Here is a 19,846-nt window from a genome sequence, read left to right as displayed (position 1 = left end):
TGATGAAGTCGAGCATCCTGTTGTGTGTCCTGTGGCTCCTGCCTTCCGTGGCCCTGGCTCAGTCCCGTGGTATCGCGCTGTACGAGCGGGGCGAGTACGGCCAGGCCCGCCGCGCCCTGGAGTTGGAGCTGCGGGACAGGAGCCTGGGAGCGCGTGAGCGCGCCGCCGCGCGCCTGTACCTCGCGGCCTCCCTGCACGAGCTCGGTGAGAACGCGGACACGCGGCTCCAGTTGGAGGAGCTGTGGCGCAGCCACCCGGAGCAGCCGGTGGACCCCGCCCTCTTCCCGCCGGAGTTCGTGCTGCTGGCCGGAGAGCTTCGCAAGAAGGTGATCGCCGAGCGCCAGCCGTCCCCGGACGTGAAGGACCCGATGGCGGCGGACAGCACGGAGTCTCCCGGGGAGCCCACGGAGGAGCCCGCTGCGTCGGGCCGCTCGTGGCTGCTGCCGGAGGTGTTCGGCTTCATGGACCCGGCGGGCAAGGCGGTGGGCGTGGGCGGCGGGCTGACGTACGGCAGCGGCTCCTTCGAGCTGGGCGCGCGCGCGCTGCTGGGCCGCGAGGTGGGCGCGGGGCTCCAGCTGGGCCTCGTGCTGGGGGACGGCGCGTTCCGTCCGCACGTCGCGCTGCGTGGCACGGCCATCCCCGGCCTGTCCGCGTATGGCGGCGGTCCGGTGGTGGGCGCCCGCTTCGCCCTGGGCCCGAGCTTCACCGCGCTCGTGGACGTGGGCGCCGAGCTCTTCAAGGTGTCCGAATCGGGCTACCGCTCGTTCGCGCTGACCGCTTCCGCGGGCTTTGGCTTCGACTTGTTGTCTCCGTGATGGAAGGGATGTCCGTGCACCAGCGCTTCCTCCGTGGCGCCCTCGTGGCCGCCTTGTTCTCCTCGTTCGCGCTCGTCCTGCTGCCGGCTCCGGCCACGGCGCAGGCAGAGCCCACGTGGACTCCGAACATCACCTGGAACACGTACCTGGGCGGCGGCACGCTGCCCGACGGCGGCGTCGACACGGGCTTCACCACGGATGAGGTGGAGGGGCTCGCGCTGAACGAGCAGGGCCAGACGGTGGTGACGGGCAGGACGGACGCCCGCACCTTCCCGGCCGACGCGGGCCTGCCGAGCGCCACCTCGAACGACGATGTCTTCGTCGCCCGCTATGCCGAGTCCAACGACGGGGCGCTGCAGTGGACGCGCGTCTTCGGTGGTGACGCCGATGACGTCGGCCGGCGGGTGGTGGTGAACTCTGAAGGTGTGGCGTTCGTGGTGGGGACGACGCGGTCGCCCACCATCAACATCGCCCCCGGCGTGCCCGCCAACGTGGTGGCGCCGTTCCAGGGCAAGACGTACCAGGGAGGCAGTGACGCCTTCGTTGCCCGGGTGGAGCCGGATGGGCGACTGGGCTGGTTCATGTACCTGGGCAGCGCGTTCAATGACGAGGGGTATGACCTGGCCCTGGGGGCCGGCGGCGATGTGCTGTACGTCGTCGGTGCTACCTCGGGGCGGAGTCCCTCCACGCCCTTCCCGCCAGGCACGGCGGAGAGCAACGTTCGATACCGCAGCGGCGAAGACACCGTCAGCGAGGGGTTCGTCACCCGGGTGGATGTCAGCCTGCCGGCATTCCCCATCGTCGAGTGGACGCGCATCATCGGCAGCAGCGAAATCGACCGGGCCTACGCCGTGGCGACCTCCGGGGACCGCGTGTACGTCGGAGGCTGGATGGGAGACCTCGTGGCGGGAGGGCTCACCTCCCTCTCGCCCTGGCCGTCCGGGGACTACAACGGCTTCGTCACGCGCCTGAGCAGCACCGGCGCGTTCTCCTGGTTCACCTATGTCGGTGGCTCGGGCGATGACGACGACGTCCGCTCCATCCAGGTCGGCTCCGGTGGGGACCTCGTCCTCGTGGGCAACACGGACTCCAGCGACTTCCTCAGCCCCGGCCTGGGCGGGAAGGACGTCTACCTGCTTTCCATGTCCTCTAGCGGTGCCAGGGGACAGGGCATGCGCGTGGGCGGTCCCAACGACGAGCGGACGGAGGGGCAGGCCGCCATCGACACGGTGGGCAACCTCTACGTGGGGGGCAGGACCTTTTCCCCGACGCGGTTTGCCCTCAAGGGGTTCGACTCCGACCTGGCGGCCGGTCCCAACAACGGCTCCGATGGCTTCATCGCCATGGTGAACCCGACGGTGACGGAGAAGCTCTGGGCCTCCTATGTGGGCGGGCAGAATCTGGGCACGGAGTCCGAGTGGGTGAAGGGCATCGCCGCGGGTCCGGGTGGGCAGCTCACGCTCGGCGGAGTCTCCAACGCGCCCAACTTGATGAATCAACTCACGGGCGCGGACACCACGTCGAACGGCGGGCTGGACGGCTTTCTCTTCCGCCTGGAGGTGGACCGCTTCGCTCCAGACTCCGGCACCGTGACGGCCCGGCTCCTCCCCGGGGGTGGCCTCGACATCTCGTGGGCGGGCTTCACCGACGCGGAGAGCGGCATCATCGGCTACGAGTGGGCCATCGGCTACGCGGAGCAGAGCGAGGACGTGCAGAGCTTCCGTGCCGAGCGGGCCGATGTCACCCACGTCACCTACCCCAACTTCCAGCCCGCCCCGCAGCAGACCTGCTTCGTCACCGTCCGGGCCAGGAATGGCGTGGGGCGTACCAGCTTCGCGTCGACCAGTGTTCTTGTTCCCGCCGACACGGATGCCGGGACGGGCACGGACGCCGGGACCGACGCGGACGCCGGGACGGATGCGGGCACGGGGACGGACGCGGGCACCGATGCGGGCACGAGGCCGGACGCGGGCACCGCGGATGCCGGCACGGGCGGTGGCACGGACGCGGGCACGTCTGACGGCGGCACGGACGATGAGGGCGACGCGCCCCCGCTGGGCTGGTCCTGCGCTGTCGGCGGTGGCCCGGGAGCACTGGCGCTCACCGGGCTGCTGGTGATGGTGGCGCTGCTGGCGATGCGTCGCGAGCGCTCGGCCGTGCCTCGCGGCTCGCGGCGCTGAAGCCGGTTCAGCTCCTGGAGCCTGTCTCCAGGAGCCGCAGGTACGCGTCCAGCACGGTGCGCGTGTGCGCGGCCCAGGTGAAGCGCGAGGCGCGGGCCAGCCGTGCCTCTCTCGACGGGGGCGGCTGGCGTCCGGTGAGCAGCGCGTCCACGGCCTCCACCCAGGAGGGCACCTCGCCCACGGGACAGTAGGCGCAGGTGTCCTCGCCCACCTCGCGCAGCACGGGCAGGTCGCTGGCCACCACGGGCGCGCCGCAGGCCAGGGCTTCGATGACGGGGAGGCCGAAGCCCTCTGCCTCGCTCGTCACCAGCACGGCGCGGGCGCGGCGGTAGAGCCCCGCCAGCGTGGGACGCTCCTGGCGGGTCGGCTGGAGCAGCGCCTCGCCAATGCCGAGCGACTCCACCTGCGCGCGCTGCGTGGGGCCCAACGTGCCGCCCTGCTGCACCAGTCGCAGCTCCGGATGGCGGGCCCGCAGCGCGGCGAAGACGGCGAAGAGCACGTCCAGCCGCTTGCGCGGAATCGCGCTGCCCACGTGCAGCAGGTAGGGCCGGCCGCCCAGGGGAGCGAGCACCTCCTCACTGCGGTCCGTGGGGTCCGGCCCGGGGTGGAACTCCGGAGACACGCCGTAGGGCGCCCAGACGAGCCGGGACGGGTCCACCACGCCGCGCGCGAGCAGCTCCGAGCGCACCGCCTGGGTGCTGTGGAAGACGAGCGCGGCACGCTCCATCCCCGCGAGCTGGGCGCGGGCCATGAGGCGGAACCAGGCCGGGCGCGACTCGCGCTGGGGCTCCAGCACGGAGCGGAAGGCGTCCAGGTCATGGCAGAAGACGCCGGTGCGCCCGGCCGGCAGCGCGTGGACGAGCTGCGAGTACGTGTGGTCCACCACGTGGAAGGCGTCGTAGCGGCCTCTCGCGAGGAGGGCACGGCCCGGGTACAGGCCGAAGCGGGTGAGGAGGCGGTCCGCGTTGAAGGCCGCGTTGCGAAGGCCCAGGCGCGGCAGCCGGCGCGCCACCTGGGGCATCGGCGGACGCACGCTCACCGCGGAGACCTCGGTGGGGTGCGCGGCCAGTCCCTCCAGGAGCGCCTCGCCCACCAGGTCCATGCTGGGCCAGCCCTCTTCACGCGGGTCCATCAGCAGGGCCAGCCGGGGCCTCGGGCGCGTGCTCACCGTGCCCCGCCTTGCGGGCGCAGCAGCGCCTCCACCGTGCGCTCCAGCGCGAAGCGCTCGCGATAGACGCGGGTGGCTCGCTCATGCAGTGCGGCGCGCTCCCCGGCGTGGGCCAGCAGCCGCTCGGCCGCGTCGAGCCAGGGCCCCGGCGCGGTGCCCTCCACCAGCTCCACCGGGCCCAGCTCTCGCCACAGCGGCTCGGTCAGGTGCCCCGTGTTGGTGATGATGGGCAGGCCCAGTCCCAGCCCGCCCATGACACTGCCTCGCCGTGCGCTGACGCCGTCCGGATAGGGCTGCAACAGCAGGTCGCAGGCTCGCAGGTGCGCGGCGGCGTCCTCGGGAGCCAGCCCACCCGCGGCATGGAGTCGGCCGGCCAGCGCCGGGTGGCGGCCGGCCAGCGCCTCGCGGAACGCCTTGCTGCCGTGACCGAGCAGCAGCGCCTGGCGCTCCGGGTCGGCATGCAGCAGCGGCACGAGCACTGGCTCCAGCAGGCCGCTGATGCTCGTCCCGTACGTGCCGAAGTGGCCCAGCACCAACCCATTGCCCAGCCCCGAGCGAACCGCCTGGACGGCGGCCTCGGGCGCCTCGGTGGGAAGGTTGCTGGGCACGGGGTGCAGGCCCGCGCCACGGCGGGCCCGGGCGGGCAGGTGCTCCAGCCACGCGGGAATGGAGACGAAGACGCGGTCCGCGGCGCCGGCCACCAGTCGCACCATCAACCGCGTGGTGCCCGCGAGCACCTGGTGGCGCAGCGGCGCGCGCGGGCTCCAGGGGTACACCACCTCGTGGAAGAACACCCAGCGCTCGTCCTGTCGGCGCGCGGCGAACCACGCGCAGAAGGGGACGTTCATCGCCTTCAGGCCGAAGGCATGCGGCACGTACTGGAGCAGCAGCCGGCGAGGGCCCGGGCACGCATCCAGTCCGCGCGACAGCCGGGGCAGGCCCAGGGGCGTGTAGAGCCCGGGGAGGCGGTGCACGGTGACGCCGTCCTCCACGCGGGTGCCGGCGTCCCCTGGCGCCCAGACATGGACCTGCTGCCCGGCGCGGGCGAGGGCGAGCGCCACCAGCCGAGAGTAGTCCCCGACGCCGCCCGGCTGTGGCGCGTACTCACCCGTGAGGAGGTGCCAGGCGGGGGCGGAGGGCATGGGCGGCTCCAGCCACCGGGCCGGGGCTAGGACGCCTCCATGTCGCGGATGGCGAGGAGCTGGAAGGCATGGCGCGGGAAGCGCGTGGCGAAGGGCTCGGTGAGGATGGACAGGCGGCTGCCCAGCAGGAACGGGCGGATGCGCGGCAGCGCGTAGTCGCCGCGCAGCGGCTTCCACCCGCTCATGCCGGTGACGCGGTAGCCGCGCAGCTCGAAGTCGTAGACCTCCCAGCCGGAGCGGTGCACCTGGTGCACGTTGCTGTCCCACTCGTCCTGGGGGAGGAAGCCATTGGGCGTGAAGATGATGACGCGCTTGCGCGCCAGGGACTCCATCATCTCCAGCAGCCGGAAGCCGTCGGGCTTCTCGAAGTGCTCGATGACGTCGAGCGCCACCACCGCGTCGAAGCTCTTCGGGCCGAAGCGCTTGCCCGCGTCCATCAGCTCCATCTGGTGGTACTCGCGGTGGATGCCCGCGGCGCGGCTGCGCTCGATGCTCGCCGGGTGGCCGTCGATGCCCACCGTGCGCGGAATCAGGTGCGAGAAGCTCTGCAGTGGCGAGTGCGAGCCACAGCCGATGTCCAGCACGCTGTCGCAGGTGCCGACCAGCGCCTCCTTCAGCGTACGGCGGAGGACCTGGTGCTCGCCGACGAGCACCTCGCGCTTCAGGAACTGGAAGATATTGCCGCCAGGGAGCATGCGCGGCGGACCGTAGCCCTGGCACTCCACCCTCGCAACAAGCGCGCGAGCGTCCAGGCAGGCAGGGGCGCACGGCAGGCGAGCCTCCAACCTTCGCGCGAGGCCCTCGCGTTGCTTGTGGGCCTGGGGCGCCGCCGGTAGCATTTCGCCCCCTGCTCGCGCCGTGCGGCTCTGAGCCACTGCCCGGCCGGACCGACCAGGACCATGACCGAGACCGCTGTACCCGAAGTCAGCACCGGAGAGGTGAAGGCCCGTGCCCTGAAGGGCATGTTCGTGTTGGCGGCCCGCACCCTGGCTTCGCAGGGCCTGCGGGTGGTGAGCGCGCTGTTCCTGTCCCGGCTGCTCTTCCCCGCGGACTATGGCCTGTTCGGCATCGTGTCCTACGCGGCGTCGCTGGGTGTGTTCCTGGGCGACCTGGGCCTGAGCGCCGCGCTGGTGCGCCAGCCGCACGAGCCCACCCGCGACGAGACGTTCACCATCTTCTGGTGCCACCAGGCGCTCACCGCCGTCATCGTCGCCACCGTCTGCGCGCTCGCGCCCCAGCTCACGCGCGGTTACGCGCTGGGAGACGGGGCGGTGCCCATGGTGTGGGCGCTCGCGCTGGGGTTGTTCCTGTCCTCGCTGAGGGTGATTCCGCTGATGGCGCTGGAGCGGCGGCTGGCCTTCTCCGTCATCGCCCGCGCGGAATTGGTGGAGAACGTGGTGCAGGTGGTCACCACCATCGCCCTGGCGGCGCTGGGCTTCGGCGCGTGGTCGCTGGCGCTGGGCGGCCTCGCGCGCGGGGCGGTGGGGCTGGTGCTGGTCTGGTGGGCGTCGCCGTGGCGGCCCCGGGGGGCCTTCCGGCTGGACGTGCTCAAGCGGCTCCTGGGCTTCGGGCTGGCGTTCCAGCTCCCGCCGCTGGTGGCGGCGCTGGTGGCCGGCTGGGTGCCGCTGGTGGTGGGGCGCATCCTCGGCAAGGAGGCGGTGGGCCTGGTCAACTGGGCCTGGGCGCTGGCCTCCACTCCGATGATGCTCAGCGTGGTCCTCAACCGAGTGGCCTTCCCGGCCTACTGCCGCCTGCAGGACGACCCGGCTGGCTTCGCCGAGTACCTGCGCACGTCGCTGCGGCGGCTGTCCGCGGTGCTGCTGCTCGCCATTCCCTGCGTGGTGCTGGTGCTGCCGGTGGTGGTGCCGCTGTTTTTCGGCGAGCGGTGGGTGCCGGCGGTGGCGCTGGTGCAGTGGTTCAGCCTGGAGGTGGTGCTCACCACGCTGACGGGCCTGCTGGCCACGGCGCAGAACGCGGGCGGGCGCCCGTGGGAGCGGCTGGCCGTCGTGGTAGGGGTGGGCGCGGTGAGGTGGGCGGTGGGCACGTGGGTGATTCACCGCTTCGGGCTGGCGGGCATCGGCCCGGTGGGCCTGCTGGTGGGGCTGGTGGAGCTGTGGGTGACGGCGTGGCTGGTGACGCGCCTCAACGCGGCCATGCGCGGGCTGGTGGCGCAGGTGGTGGAGCCCTTCGTCACCGTGGGACTGCTGCTGGCGGGAGCGTGCGTGGCGGCACTGGCGATGCCGGTCGCCGGTACGCTGGCGCGGGCGCTGGTGGGGGCGGTGCTGTTCGCGGTGCTGGTGCTGGCGCGCGAGCGGCTGCCGGGGACGCTGTCGCTCCTCGGCGAGCTGAAGGACATCCTGGGCTTCGTCCGGGCACGGCGGGCGGCGTCGGCCGCTCCGGCGGGCCCGGCTACGTGATGAAGGACGCGAGCGATTCGATGAAGAAGGTCGACCTGGTCATCTCCATCGTCAATCACAGCAACCCGGAGTTGCTGCACGACTGCCTGCGCACGCTCTACGCGACGACGCGCGACATCACCTTCGAGGTGTGGATAGTCGACAACGCCACCGACGGCCGGGGCGTGGAGGCGATGCGGCGCGACTTCCCGCAGGTGCGCTGGCTCTTCAACACGGAGCGCAAGGGCTTCTCCGCCAACCACAACCAGGTGCTGCGCGCGGCCCGGGGCCGCTACATCTGCATCTTCAACGACGACACCATCGTCCACGACGGGGCGTTCGACGCGCTGGTGCGCTTCATGGACGAGAACGCGCGTGTGGGCATGGCCGGTGCGCGGCTGCTGAACGCGGACGGCACCATCCAGAACTGCACCTTCCGGCCCATGTCGCTGTCCGGGCAGCTCTTCGACCTCGTCTTCCTGCCGCGCCCGCTGCACTTCCTCAAGGAGCGGGAAATCGACCCGGCGCAGTACGGGCACGAGGAGGCCCGGGTGAGCTGGGTGCTGGGCGCCTGCATCGTGGTGCGCGAGGAGGCGCTCGCGGAGGTGGGCCTGCTGGACGAGCAGCTGTCTCCGCTGGGCAACACCGAGGACACGGACTGGTGCGTGCGGGCGTGGAAGGCGGGCTGGGAGGTGGCGTTCTGTCCGGAGGCGGTGATTACGCACCTGGCGAACCGCTCCTTCCGTCCGTCCGTGACGGGGCCGGACAAGGTGCGGATCGAGCTGTGGCGCACGCGGCTGGCGTACTTCCGCAAGCACCACGGCCGGCTGCACGAGGTGGCGATGCGGGCCATCCTGGTGGGTACGCTGCCCTACAACGCGGCGGTGCTGACGCAGACGCTGCTGCGCGGGCGCACGAATGTGACGGAGTACCGGCGGCAGCTCGCCACCTTCCTGCGCATCTCCGAGATGGGCCTGCGCGCCCGGGTGTGAGGCCGTCCTGAGCATGCCGTTCTTCTCCATCGTCATCCCCACCTACAACCGGGCACGGCTGCTGGAGGACACCCTCGCGTCGGTGTTCGCGCAGGAGGAGACGGACTACGAGGTGCTCGTCGTGGACGACGGGTCCACCGACGACACGCTGGAGACGCTGGCGCGGCATGGCGGGCGGGTGCGGCTGCTGCAACAGCGCAACGCGGGCCCGGGCGCGGCGCGCAACCTGGGCATCCAGGAGGCCCGCGGCGAGTACGTCGTCTTCCTGGACAGTGACGACCTGTGGTTCCCGTGGACGCTGGCCACGTACCGGCAGGTGCTGCGAGCGCAGGGCGGGCCCTCGGTGGTGATGGGCACGGCAGCGTCCTTCGCGCGTCCCGAGGAGCTGGCCGGGGTGACGTGTGCGCCGGTGCGCGTGGTGGGCTTCCCGGACTACCTGGCGAGCGCTGGGGACGCGACGCCGCGCACCGCGTGCGTGGTGGCGGTGCGCACGGAGGCGCTGCGGCGGGTGGGCGGCTTCACCCCGAAGCGCATCAACGGCGAGGACTACGACTTGCTGTACCGGCTGGGTACGGAGCCGGGCTTCGCGTGGGTGCGCGCGCCGGTGACGGTGGGCTACCGCCAGCACGGAGGCTCCTCGTCCTCGGCGCTGGAGCTGAGCTACCAGGGCACGCTGTACCAGTTGGAGCAGGAGCGGCTGGGCCGCTACCCAGGAGGCGCGGCCCGCAGGCGCGAGCGGCTGGAGATGCTCCTCTACAACCTCCGCCACGTGTCGCACTGGCTGCTGTCGCTGCGGCGCGCGGACCTGGCGCTGGGGCTGTACCGGCGTGGCCTGTCGCTCCACCTGGCCGCGCCGCGCTGGCGCTACGTGCTGGGCTTCCCGCCGTGGGCGGTGGCCACCTCCGTGCGCCAGCGCGTCGTGGGGCGCTGACGCACGGCTTCATTCAGTCATTCATGAAGCTGGCGGTTGAGAATCTTCATGTCGCTTCTCTGCACCGTGTAGGTCGCCCCCGCTCCCGACATGAGGTCCCCTTTCTCGAGGCAGACGGTGGTTGGGATGAAGAAGACCTGGATGTCCTCATTCAGGATTCCAATCGCGACCTTGTAGCTGGTCAGCTGGCTCATGCATCGCAGGAAGTCAGCCTGCTCGCCGCCAGTGGGAAGGCCCTTGAGGACCTGCTCGAAATCCGCGCGCGCGACACCGAGTGCCTGTTGATACTGGCCACCCACCTCCTTGCAGAGGGGGAGCCCGGCGACCTGGTTTGAGTGACACACGAGCAACGGACGGCCCGCGAGGTCCTGTGGCCCCGACCAGTGTCTGCACGACGCGAACAGTACGCAAATGATGGGGATGAGCTGTCGCATGGGTTCACTTGGAAAGGAAGATCGCAGCACACCGCCAGGGCGCACGCGAGGCGCGGCCCCCTCTCGAGCTGTTCCAAGATGTCTCCGGATGTGCCCGTCGCCGCGCAGGCGGAAATGCCTGCGGCTCCCAAGGACATGGGAGGTGTGCTGCGAGGACGACTCCTCACGGACAGCTGCGACGGGGCGGTGCCTTGAACCAGAACGGTAGATCGGCGTCAAGCCGCGCACAGTGACGCAAGCCACGCTTCACCTGAACGCTCCGTGGAGGCGCAATCCCATCCCTGGGTGCTCAGGATTTACCGCTCCCTCGTCACACTCAGGAGCGCGAGACGGAGCCCGTCGCGGGGACGTCCGCGGGTCGGGCCCGCCCGATTCGCCGGAGCCACTCGCGCCCGGGTTCTTCGACTGCCTTGAAGAGGACGAGCGAGCAGGCGATGGCCACCGGTACCAGCAGCAGCGCGACCCCGTTGTGGGGCAGGGCGAGGGTGCGCGTGTTGAGCGCGAGCGCGTAGCCCATCATCGTGCCGTGCGTGAGGTAGAGCGCGTAGCTGGCCCCGCCCAGCAGCACGAGCGGGCGCGTGCCCAGCAGCATTCCCTTCCAGGCCACGCCCCCCGCGAGCAGCCAGATGCTCAGCGCGAACAGCGGCACGAGCAGGCCCATCTGCACCACCGGCGAGGGCTTGGGGGGAAGCAGGACGATGAGCGTCACGAGCACGGCGCCGGTGGCCAGCAGCCCCGCCGTCCGCACCGCCACGCGGCCCGCCTGGGTGCGGCGGCAGAAGAGCAGCCCGAGGCAGATGCCCACGATGAACTCGGGGAGCCGGGTGACGGGGATGAGCTGCGCGGGGAGCTGACCGAACGCGCGCAGGCCACTGCCCAGGAGCGAGGTGGAGCCCTCCAGTCCCCACCACGAGACGGCCGCTCCGGCGATGAAGGGCGTGGTGCCCAGCAGCCAGGTCCCGACCGCCACCGCGAGCAACCGCCGGGTGCCCTGCCGCGCGAGCCACGGGCCCACCAGGGGGAACAGGAGATAGAAGAACGCCTCCGCCGACAGCGTCCACGCCATGATGTTCCACGTGGGCCGGCCCAGCTCCAACCACGCCTGCGTCAGCGTGAGGGTCGTCAAGGAGATGCGGGCCACTTCGCCCGCCGTCGCGGCGGGCTCAATCATCTGGATGCTGCGGATGAAGAAGGGCACATCCACCACGAGCGCCAGCAGGTAGATGGGGTAGATGCGCGCGAAGCGGGCCCGGTAGAAGTCCCGCTTCGTCCCCACGAAGCCACCGCGGTCGTCCAGGTAGTTGTAGGCCAGGATGAAGCCAGACAGGACGAAGAACAGGCTCACCGTGGTGAAGCCCGCCTGGAAGAGGTTGCCGAGAAACGTCGGCGCGCCCGGCTCACAAGGCGGGCAATAGAAGTGGTAGCCGACCACTCCCATCGCGGCGAGGAAGCGCAGCCCGGTGCAGGCGTCGAGCGGAGCGCGGCGAGGGGCGGAAGAGGAAGAGGACATGGAGGGGAGTCCGCGTCAGCGTACCAGCCCCTCGGCCCTCCTCCGCCAGACAATGCGTGGCACCCGGGGTGGGCGCCGTGCGCTGCTGCTCGCCCGGCTGCCCTCCCTGGAGTCGGCGGGCGTGCTCAGTGACCGCCCATCAGTCCGCCGAGCAACCCTCCCAGGCCGCCACCCCCGCCGGGCGTGCCGCCGCCGCTACCGCCGGACAGCATCGGCACCACCGCGAGAACCTTGCTGATGAGCCCCGGGTCCAGGCGCGACTTGAGGAAGTCGAGCAGCAGCGGGGCCACGAGCGACGCCTTGCTCGCGTCGATGTTGAAGCGCCCCAGCAGCGAGACGACAGCGGCCACCTCACCGGCCTGCGCCGCCACGCCACCAATCGAACCCAGCATGGCGCCCATGCCGCCCCCGCCCCCGCCGCCCCCGCCCCCGTCGTTGCCACGCACGAGCCCACCGATTGCGTCCATCAGCCCGCCGCCAGCGCCCGGCATGGGCTGGGGGGCCGACGTGCCCGCCTGCTGCCAGGAGTCCATCTCCGGAATGGCGCTGCCCAGTTGGTTCGCGGCGTCCGGACCCAGCTTCTCCTTCACCGTGCCCTGCACCAGCTTCAGCAACGAGCCCGCCACTCCCTGCGCCTGCGTACCGTTCACACCGAGCTGCTGCGAGAGCTGTCCGATGAGGTCCATTCCGTGCTCCTTCCGTGTCCCGAGCCCAACTGAGAGGCGTCGTTCTAACCCAGCGAGCCTCGACGATGGGCCTGTGCGAACCGTCACGGAAGCGTTTGTCGCGAACAGCACGAGGCTCCGTCGCGCCGTGCGTCGCCGACACGGGCCCTGCTGGCGGGCGCGCGGACTGCTTCCCTGCCCTCCGAGCGCTCCCGCTCCGCCCCGCGGGGGACTGCGCATCTTTGTGGGAAGGCAGCCCGGGCGGATGGGGGCTCCGGAGGCGGGAGATGGACAAGGCAACCTCGGTGGACGTCGAGATGACGAAGGAGCCCTCCTCCGACACGTCGAGTGTCTGGGGAGGCATCGACCTGGGCGGGACGAAGATTGAAGCCGTGGTCATCGACACGGCTGGCGCCGTCCTCGGTCATGCCCGGCATCCGACGCCCGGAGATGGCAGCGTGGCTGACGTGGTGCAGGCGATGTACGGCACCCTGCGGGAAGCCACGCATGCCGCGGGCGTGACGCCCCAGCGGCTCGCGGGGGTGGGCGTCGGGGCGCCGGGCTCGGTGGATGCCAACAAGGGCACGCTGTCTCACGTCAGCAACGTGGGGCAGGGCTGGAAGGAGCCGTACCCCGTGGCCGCCGACCTGGGAGACCTGGTGGAGGGCAAGGTGGCGCTCGGCAACGACGTGCAGGTGGCCGTGGCCGCGGAGTACCGCCTGGGCGCGGGGCGGCCGTACCGCTCGGTGCTGGGCGTGTGGTGGGGCACGGGCGTGGGAGGAGGGCTCGTGCTGAACGGCGTCCCCTGGCGCGGACGCGGCGCGGCGGGGGAAGTCGGCCACGTCGTGGTGAAGCCGGGAGGCGCCCGCTGCGGCTGCGGCCGGCGAGGCTGCATGGAGGCCTACGCGGGCCGCGCGGCCATGGAGCGCAGGGCGCGCAAGGCCGTGCGCAGGGGCGAGAAGACGATGCTCTTCGAGCTGATGCACAAGAAGGGGCGCCCCCGCCTGACGAGCAGCATCTGGTCCAAGGCGCTGGCGGACGAGGACACCCTGGCGACGTGGCTCATCGACCGGGCGGTGAGGATGCTCGGCGCGGGCCTCGCCTCGGCCATCAATCTACTGGACGTGGAGGCCGTCATCCTCGGCGGCGGACTGGGCACGCGGCTCGGGCCCGACTACGCGAAGCACATCCACGAGGCCATGCGCCCGCACATCTTCGTCCCCGAGCGCCAGCCTCCGGTGCTGGTGGCGGAGCTGGGGGAACTGGCGGGCGCCATCGGCGCGGCGCTCCTGGGGCAGCCTCCGATGAAGTGAGCGCGGCGCCCCGCGCTCGCCCGGCTGCCTGGAGTCCGGTGGCAATCCCAGACAGCACCCACCTCATGGGGCCCGGGGGACGGAGCAGTCAGGCAACGGCCCGGCGTCTTGCGTTGCGCTTCCGTTGCACTTCATGGAATAGACCGTGGGGACCCACACTTCCTGTCCCTCACGCCGGTACGCGCAACCCGGAGACGCTCGCAGTTGGCACGCCGTCCACTGAACCCGCAGGCGCTCTCGTTCCAGGAGAAGCGGTCCGTCCTCTGGCCATGCCTCGGCGTCATCCTGGCCTCCGCCGGGCTTGTCGCCGCGACGGAGCTGTCCATCGCGGCGTTCTCACCCGCGGGCCTTCAGGGCATCCACGAGCGCAACCTCTGGTCGATGGCCATCAGCGTGGGCGTCCTCACCGGCGTGGTGGGGCTGCTCTGGACCGCGACGGACCGGCTCGGCGTCGCGCTGGGCCTGGTGGGCGCGGGCCTGCTCTTCACGTCCTCGCTCCACATCCGGAAGCTCCAGCTCATCGGCAGGCCGCTGGTGCCCTGGGACTTCCTGGAGTGGCGGCAGGTGACGTCGCTCGCGCCCACGCTGCTTCCCGGCGCCGGGGCCTTCGCCGCCATCCTCGCGGGCCTCGTCCTGCTGGCCGCCGTCGTGGCCACCGTGCGCGCCGTGAGGCGGGGCCGCCCCCGCTTCCCGCTGCCCGGGCGCGCGCGGGCAGTCCTCGCCGTGGCGTCGCTGGCGTACCTCGGCCTCATCACCTTCTTCGCGCACGTGCCCCTGCTCCCGAAGGCCTTCATCCGCTTCGGGGTCATGCATCAGGTGTGGGACCAGCGCTCCAACTTCCAGGTCAACGGGCTGCCGCTGATGCTGCTCTGGAACTGGGAGGGGCTGCGCCTGGAGCCAGGGGCCGCGTACTCGGTGGAGGCCGTGCGCTCCGCCCTGGGCCGTGACGCGGAGGCGCCCGCCCCCGTGCCCGCCGAGCCGGTCGACGTCGTCATCTACATGGCGGAGTCCCTCTGGGACCCGACGCAGCTGGGCGTGCGGCTCAGCACGGACCCGCTGCCCTTCCTGCGCGGGCTCGCCGCCACCCACAGCGCGGGCCACCTCATCAGCCCGGCCTTCGGTGGAGGCACGGCCAACGCGGAGTTCGAGCTGCTCACGGGCATGTCGGCCTCCTTCGTCCCGGATGGCGCCTTCCCGTACCAGCACTACGTGCTGAAGCCCGTCGAGGCGCTCCCCTCGCTGTTCCGGGACGCCGGCTACCAGACGACGGCCATCCATCCGTTCCACGCCTGGTACTGGAGCCGCGACGTGGTGTACCCGCTGCTGGGCTTCGACGCGTTCCAGCCGCTCACCGACTTCGCCTCCGCGAAGCTGGAGGGCCCCTGGGTGTCGGACGAGGCCGTCGTGGACCACATCCTCCAGCAGCTCGAGGACACGGGCCGGCCCCGGTTCGTCATGGCCGTCACCATGTCCACCCATGGCCCCTACAGCCTCCCGCTCACCGGCGCGGAGGAGGTCCAGGTGCTGGGGGAGCTGTCGCCCGAAAACAAGCTCCTGCTGACGAACTACGCGCACAAGCTCCGACAGGCGGACCGCGCCCTGGAGCGGCTGGTGCGGGCGCTGGAGGCGAGGCCGCGCAAGACGCTGCTGGTCGTCTTCGGCGACCACCTGCCGATGCTGGGCCCCAACTACTCCCTCTATCGGGAGACGGGGTTCCTCCAGGAGCCCTGGACGGACACCCAGCGCGAGCGCATGGCCGAGGTCCCCGTGGTCCTCTGGTCGAACTTCGCGATGCCGAAGCAGGACGTCCACCTGAGCATGGGCATGCTCACGCCGCGCATCCTCGAAGCGGCGGGGATGAAGCCCCACGGCTTCTTCGCCTTCCTCACCGAGCTGTCCCGCGCTGTCCCGGTGGTGAAGGGCGACGTGCTCAAGACGGCCTCCGGCGAGTACCTGCCGCTGTCGGAGCGCGATGCCGTGTCACCCGCCCCGGGCTCCGCGGCCGAGTGGCTGCGGCGCTACCGCCTGCTCACCTTTGACCGGCTGGCGGGCGAGCGCTTCAGCGTGGTGCCCGCTCGTAGGGACAGGGCGGCGGGGCCCTCGACGGCCGAGGCTCCCGCGCCCTGATGGGGACGCGCGAAGGAACCCGGCTATGGTCGCGCCCGAGATGAGGACCGTGCCCTCGGAGCCCCTGCGCCTGCCCGGCCACCTTCCCGCGCTGGACGGCCTGCGCGGCGTGGCGGTGCTGTTGGTGATTGCCTACCACTCGCTGGGAGAGATTCAGACCGCGTCGCTCGGCGGCCTCTTCCAGGCGGGCTGGGCGGGGGTGGACCTCTTCTTCGTCCTCTCCGGCTTCCTGATTACCCGCATCCTGCTGCAGACGCGCGAGCGCGGTGCCTACTTCCGCACCTTCTACGTGCGGCGCGCGCTGCGCATCTGGCCGCTGTACTTCCTGCTGCTCGCGTTCGTCTTCGGCGTCATGGGCCTGCTGCTGCCGGCCATGGCCTTCGATTCCGAGCGGTATCCGTGGACGCTCTACGCGCTCTACGTGCAGAACCTCTGGCTGCCGGACTTCGGGCCCGAGCCGCTCAACGTGACGTGGTCGCTGGCCATCGAGGAGCAGTTCTACCTGGTGTGGCCGCTCCTGGTGTTCTTCCTGAAGCCCCGGCAGCTCCGCGTCCTGCTGTGGGCGTGCGTGCTGCTGTCTCCCGTGGCGCGCTATGCCGCGCTGCTGGAGGGTGTCTCGCCCTTCCGCGTCTACACCTTCCCGCTCTTCCGCCTGGATGGGCTGGCGCTCGGAGGGCTGCTGGCGCTGGGGGTGGTGGACGGCCAGCACACGGCGGAGCGCCTGGAGCGGTGGGGGCGGCGCCTCGCGGTGCCCGCGCTGCTCACGGCCTTCGGGCTCGTCACGGTCTTCTTCAACCGGGGGCACTCCATCCACACGCCGGAGGCGCTCGTCGGCGCGGGTGGCTCGCAGCTCCGCACGCTGCTGGTGGCGGGGGTGTACACGCTGTGGACCGCGGGCTTCGCCAGCCTGTTGGGGTGGGTGCTCACCGGACGTGTCCGGGTGCTCGACGCCGTGCTCCAGTGGAGGCCGCTGCGCTTCATGGGGCAGGTGAGCTACGGCCTCTACCTGTTCCACGCGCTCGTCTTCCCGGTGGGGGCCCACTACTCGCGGCCCCTCTTCCAGCGCCTCATTCCTTCGAGTGTCGTGGCCACCGCGCTCGCGCTGCTGTTCGAGTACGCGGTGCTGCTGGCGCTCACCGTCGTGTCCTGGCGGTGCTTCGAGCGGCCCCTGCTGCGCCTCAAGGACCGCTTCACCACGAAGGAAGTCGCCGACAAGGTCGTCCCGCGCGCCGCTTGAGCGGTGGGCTCGCGTGCCAGTCGCGGGCCCCGGTCAGCGCAGGTGGGTGTACGGCCCCTGGACCTGCGCCCAGCGCCGAGCCAGCACGAAGAGCACCTCGCGCACCGGGTCGCCTCGCAGCGCCAGGGCGGGGCTGGCGATGCCCGCGCCCACCAGCCGCGCGCAGGCCTTCAGCCGCGCGAGCCCCTGGAAGCGCCGGCCCAGGTAGCGCGCCTCGAGCGTCTGCTCGCTGCGCACCACGCCCACGATGAGCCGCAGGAAGTAGCGCGTCTCGAAGCGCGAGCGCGGGATGATGTGCCACACCTTCAGGGTCGGCCCGTAGCGGCGCTCATGGCCGGCCTTCCCGAGGAGGTAGCCGAACTCGATGTCCCCACCGCTCAGCAGGCGCGTGCCCAGCCGGTCCGGCATGAGCTGCTCGGGGGTCTGCCACGGCACGGACTCCAGGAAGGCGGCGCGGCGCAGCCACAGCCCGGCGCCGATGGTCGGCGCGAGGGTGGGCCGGGCACCGAAGTCCACGACGGCGTCGCCCATCCGGTGGTTGATGGCCAGCAGGTGCTCGCGGCGTCCGATGCTGGGCGGGGGTGGCACCTCGTAGCGGGGGAAGAGCCGAGAGACGACGACGCCGACCTTCGAGTCCTCGAAGAGCGCGAGCCCGTCGGTGACGAAGTTCGGCTCGGGGACGTTGTCGTCGTCCAGGAAGCACACGATGTCCCTGCGGGCCTCGTGGATGCCGCGCAGGCGCGCGAAGAGCAGCCCCTGCCGGGTCTCCTGCACCACCCGCACGTCCACGCCGCGCTGGCGAAGGCCCGCCGCGGACGGGCTCGTCTCCACCGCCTGGGCCGTCCCGTCCTTCGAGTTGTTGTCCACCACGACGACTTCGAAGGACTCGGGCCGGGCCTCCTGCGCGAGCAGGGCGCGCAGCGGGTCCTCGATGCGGCGGGCCCCGTTGTACGTGGGGATGACGAGCGTCACACCAGCCGTGCTCATCCGTGGGCCTCCTGACGACGGGCCCAGAGCAGTCCGTTCTCCTCACCCGTCCAGATGCCGGCGCGGACCTCGTAGCCCATCTCCGCGAGGGCGCGCTCGCACCAGGCCTTGCCGTCCGGGTGCTCGGAGGTGCGGTGCCACTCCATGACCAGCGTGCGGACCTGGAGTCGGGCGAAGCGCGGGTCCTTCAGCAGCGGGTACTCGCCTCCCTCGATGTCCATCTTGAGGAGGTCGATGGGCTCCGGCCCCACGGTGTCGAAGAAGTCGACCAGCGGCACGCGGAGCGTCGGCCCCGACGCCGCGTCCACGATGGAGGAGCGGTTCTCCGCGTCGAGGAACTGGACCTCGCCCGCGCTGACTCCCGCCGCCGCGCGGTGCAGCGTCAGCCGGCCGGACAGCGCGTTGAGCGCCACGTTGCGCTCCAGCAGGTCCAGGTGGGTGGGGTGGGGCTCGAAGGCCACCACGTGGGAGCGGGGATACTGCCGGCCCCAGAAGATGAGCGAGTGGCCGCAGTTGGCGCCCACGTCGACGATGCGGCGCGTGGCGTCCGGCTCCACCGGGAAGGGCGGGCGATAGACTTCGGCGACGAACAACTCGAACGCGGTGTCCAGGTCCGTGGCGGGGAGCGGCCGCAGCATGAGGCGCTCACCCGAGCGCAGGCGCACCGTCAGCCGTCGCCCCAGCGGCAGGGCACGCCAGGCCAGGTAGCGCAGCCGGCTCAGGGGCGTCAGCAAGTCTCTCAGTCGCATCATGGGGGCCTTCATCATCCGTTACCCTGCATCGCGGCTCGTGAGCCGAACCGCAGCCGCCGGAGCAACGCGGGCGGCCGGTCCTTGAGCGTCAGCGCCGGTTTCTCCACCCCATGCCAGGACAGCGCGGCCAGCGCCACCACCACGGGGAAGGACACCGCCGCGTTCACCCACCACTCCGTGCGCCCGCCCAGCAGCGCGGTGACGGCCTGCTGCACGGGGAAGGCGTAGACATAGACGCCGTAGGACAAGTCACCGCGGCGCCCGAAGTGCGCCAGCGGGCCCGCCGGCAGGAAGGCGAGGTACAGCACCACATAGGAGCCGAACAGCCCCGTGCCGATGCGGCCATACCCGAGCCAGGTCAGGGCGAGCCACCCCACCGTGCACGCCAGCGCCAGCCACGGGCTCATCCGCACCTTGTCCCGCCAGAGGTACAGCGCCACGCCGCCGCCGAAGTACAGGTAGAGCTCCGGCCAGAAGCCCAGCCGCCCGGTGACGAAGGGCGCCACCGCCGCGCCCACCCAGCCCACGGCCACCATGCTCTTGCGGAGCAGGCCGGCGAGCCCCAGGCCCAGCGTCAGCAGGTAGAAGCCCACCTCGTACTTCAGCGTCCACAGCGAGCCGTTGACGGCCTTCGAGTACGCACTGGACTCGAAGACTCCGGGCAGCTCCCACTGGGGATTCACCAGGGTGAGGTTGCGCAGCCAGTACAGGTGCGTGTCCGCGGACAGCAGGTAGTCGCGCAGCGGCAGGGTGGTGAAGGCCGGGCCCAGCACCAGCGTGGTGAGCAGCAACATCACCGCCAGGCCCGGGAAGATGCGCAGCACGCGCGCCCAGGTGAAGCGCGCCAGGTCCGGCGTGCGCTCCCAGCTGCGGGTGATGAGCACGCCGCTGATGACCAGGAACACCGCCACGCACAGCCGGCCGAGCGAGAGCTGTCCCCGCGAGAAGAGGTCCAGGGGCTCCACGGTGCCGCGGCCCTCGCCCAGGGGGAAGGCATGGCTGAGGATGACGCCCGACGCGGCCGCGAAGCGGAGGAAGTCGAGGTTGTTGCGGCGGCTGTCGAGGCACGCCTGCAGCGTGGGGCGGAGGGAAGGGGACATGAGGGCGCGGCCCACGGCAGCGGGCCGGCCATTGTCTTCCGGGGCGCTCGCGCGTCAATAGCAACCAGGGGGGCGGCCGTCCGGAGGAAAGGAGGGA

17 protein-coding genes are annotated in these 19,846 nt (G+C 71.5%); 8 read left to right on the top strand and 9 right to left on the bottom strand.

All coding sequences use genetic code 11. From position 1 onward, the window contains the following. The first annotated feature begins 2 nt into the window (after window positions 1–2). Window positions 3–815, top strand: coding sequence for a hypothetical protein (locus G4D85_RS04340; RefSeq protein ID WP_164008128.1), 813 nt, complete (start codon window positions 3–5; stop codon window positions 813–815). A gap of 8 nt (window positions 816–823) precedes the next feature. Next, window positions 824–2,995: a hypothetical protein gene (locus G4D85_RS48790; RefSeq protein WP_205525412.1), complete on the top strand. Its 2,172-nt coding sequence runs from the start codon at window positions 824–826 to the stop codon at window positions 2,993–2,995. Window positions 2,996–3,002: 7 nt separating this feature from the next. Here G4D85_RS48790 and G4D85_RS04330 read toward each other — a convergent pair whose 3' ends face one another. Genes G4D85_RS04330 through G4D85_RS04320 form a run of 3 tightly spaced genes read right to left on the bottom strand, consistent with a single transcriptional unit; the run spans window position 3,003 to window position 6,000 of the window. Continuing rightward, a complete protein-coding gene (locus G4D85_RS04330; RefSeq protein ID WP_164009116.1) occupies window positions 3,003–4,127 on the bottom strand; it encodes a glycosyltransferase family 4 protein in 1,125 nt (374 codons plus the stop codon). Between the two features lie 32 nt (window positions 4,128–4,159). After that, window positions 4,160–5,305, bottom strand: coding sequence for a glycosyltransferase (locus tag G4D85_RS04325; RefSeq protein WP_164008126.1), 1,146 nt, complete (start codon window positions 5,303–5,305; stop codon window positions 4,160–4,162). 26 nt (window positions 5,306–5,331) lie between these two features. Further along, on the bottom strand, window positions 5,332–6,000 hold the full coding sequence (locus G4D85_RS04320; RefSeq protein WP_164008124.1) for a class I SAM-dependent methyltransferase: 669 nt from the start codon (window positions 5,998–6,000) through the stop codon (window positions 5,332–5,334). A gap of 204 nt (window positions 6,001–6,204) precedes the next feature. Between G4D85_RS04320 and G4D85_RS04315 the strand changes: the two genes are divergently transcribed. The 3 genes from G4D85_RS04315 to G4D85_RS04305 are packed head-to-tail and all read left to right on the top strand — an operon-like array spanning window position 6,205 to window position 9,624. After that, complete coding sequence (locus tag G4D85_RS04315; protein ID WP_164008121.1) at window positions 6,205–7,722, top strand: oligosaccharide flippase family protein; 1,518 nt, start codon at window positions 6,205–6,207, stop codon at window positions 7,720–7,722. Window positions 7,723–7,742: 20 nt separating this feature from the next. After that, window positions 7,743–8,693: a glycosyltransferase family 2 protein gene (locus G4D85_RS04310; protein WP_164008119.1), complete on the top strand. Its 951-nt coding sequence runs from the start codon at window positions 7,743–7,745 to the stop codon at window positions 8,691–8,693. 13 nt (window positions 8,694–8,706) lie between these two features. Then, window positions 8,707–9,624 carry a glycosyltransferase family 2 protein gene (locus G4D85_RS04305; protein WP_164008117.1) on the top strand — a complete coding sequence of 306 codons (918 nt, stop codon included), beginning with the start codon at window positions 8,707–8,709 and terminating at the stop codon, window positions 9,622–9,624. Window positions 9,625–9,641: 17 nt separating this feature from the next. On the opposite strand, the gene G4D85_RS04300 is transcribed toward G4D85_RS04305, so the two are convergent. The 3 genes from G4D85_RS04300 to G4D85_RS04290 form a co-directional block, all read right to left on the bottom strand. Further along, window positions 9,642–10,058 carry a hypothetical protein gene (locus tag G4D85_RS04300; RefSeq protein ID WP_164008115.1) on the bottom strand — a complete coding sequence of 139 codons (417 nt, stop codon included), beginning with the start codon at window positions 10,056–10,058 and terminating at the stop codon, window positions 9,642–9,644. A 316-nt stretch (window positions 10,059–10,374) separates the two neighbouring features. Then, a complete protein-coding gene (locus G4D85_RS04295; protein WP_164008113.1) occupies window positions 10,375–11,568 on the bottom strand; it encodes an acyltransferase family protein in 1,194 nt (397 codons plus the stop codon). A gap of 125 nt (window positions 11,569–11,693) precedes the next feature. Beyond that, window positions 11,694–12,254 carry a DUF2780 domain-containing protein gene (locus G4D85_RS04290; RefSeq protein ID WP_164008111.1) on the bottom strand — a complete coding sequence of 187 codons (561 nt, stop codon included), beginning with the start codon at window positions 12,252–12,254 and terminating at the stop codon, window positions 11,694–11,696. Between the two features lie 266 nt (window positions 12,255–12,520). Between G4D85_RS04290 and G4D85_RS04285 the strand changes: the two genes are divergently transcribed. The 3 genes from G4D85_RS04285 to G4D85_RS04275 all read left to right on the top strand — a co-directional run bounded on the left by G4D85_RS04285 (window position 12,521) and on the right by G4D85_RS04275 (window position 16,910). After that, a complete protein-coding gene (locus tag G4D85_RS04285) occupies window positions 12,521–13,546 on the top strand; it encodes an ROK family protein (protein ID WP_420821689.1) in 1,026 nt (341 codons plus the stop codon). A gap of 204 nt (window positions 13,547–13,750) precedes the next feature. After that, window positions 13,751–15,673 carry an LTA synthase family protein gene (locus G4D85_RS04280; protein WP_164008109.1) on the top strand — a complete coding sequence of 641 codons (1,923 nt, stop codon included), beginning with the start codon at window positions 13,751–13,753 and terminating at the stop codon, window positions 15,671–15,673. A 40-nt stretch (window positions 15,674–15,713) separates the two neighbouring features. Further along, a complete protein-coding gene (locus tag G4D85_RS04275; protein WP_240359121.1) occupies window positions 15,714–16,910 on the top strand; it encodes an acyltransferase family protein in 1,197 nt (398 codons plus the stop codon). A gap of 33 nt (window positions 16,911–16,943) precedes the next feature. Here G4D85_RS04275 and G4D85_RS04270 read toward each other — a convergent pair whose 3' ends face one another. Genes G4D85_RS04270 through G4D85_RS04260 form a run of 3 tightly spaced genes read right to left on the bottom strand, consistent with a single transcriptional unit; the run spans window position 16,944 to window position 19,749 of the window. After that, window positions 16,944–17,897 (bottom strand): glycosyltransferase, encoded by a 954-nt coding sequence (locus tag G4D85_RS04270; RefSeq protein WP_164008105.1) that lies wholly within the window; start codon window positions 17,895–17,897, stop codon window positions 16,944–16,946. Next, the gene (locus G4D85_RS04265) at window positions 17,894–18,649 is read right to left on the bottom strand and encodes an FkbM family methyltransferase (protein WP_164008103.1); all 756 of its coding nucleotides are present in this window, start codon (window positions 18,647–18,649) and stop codon (window positions 17,894–17,896) included. The genes G4D85_RS04270 and G4D85_RS04265 overlap by 4 nt, the downstream gene beginning before the upstream one ends. Before the next feature lie 11 nt (window positions 18,650–18,660). Continuing rightward, the gene (locus G4D85_RS04260; RefSeq protein WP_164008101.1) at window positions 18,661–19,749 is read right to left on the bottom strand and encodes an acyltransferase family protein; all 1,089 of its coding nucleotides are present in this window, start codon (window positions 19,747–19,749) and stop codon (window positions 18,661–18,663) included. Window positions 19,750–19,846: the final 97 nt, after the last annotated feature.

The organism is Pyxidicoccus trucidator (genome assembly GCF_010894435.1).
GTDB lineage: Bacteria > Myxococcota > Myxococcia > Myxococcales > Myxococcaceae > Myxococcus > Myxococcus trucidator.
This window is presented reverse-complemented; position numbering and strand designations above follow the sequence as displayed.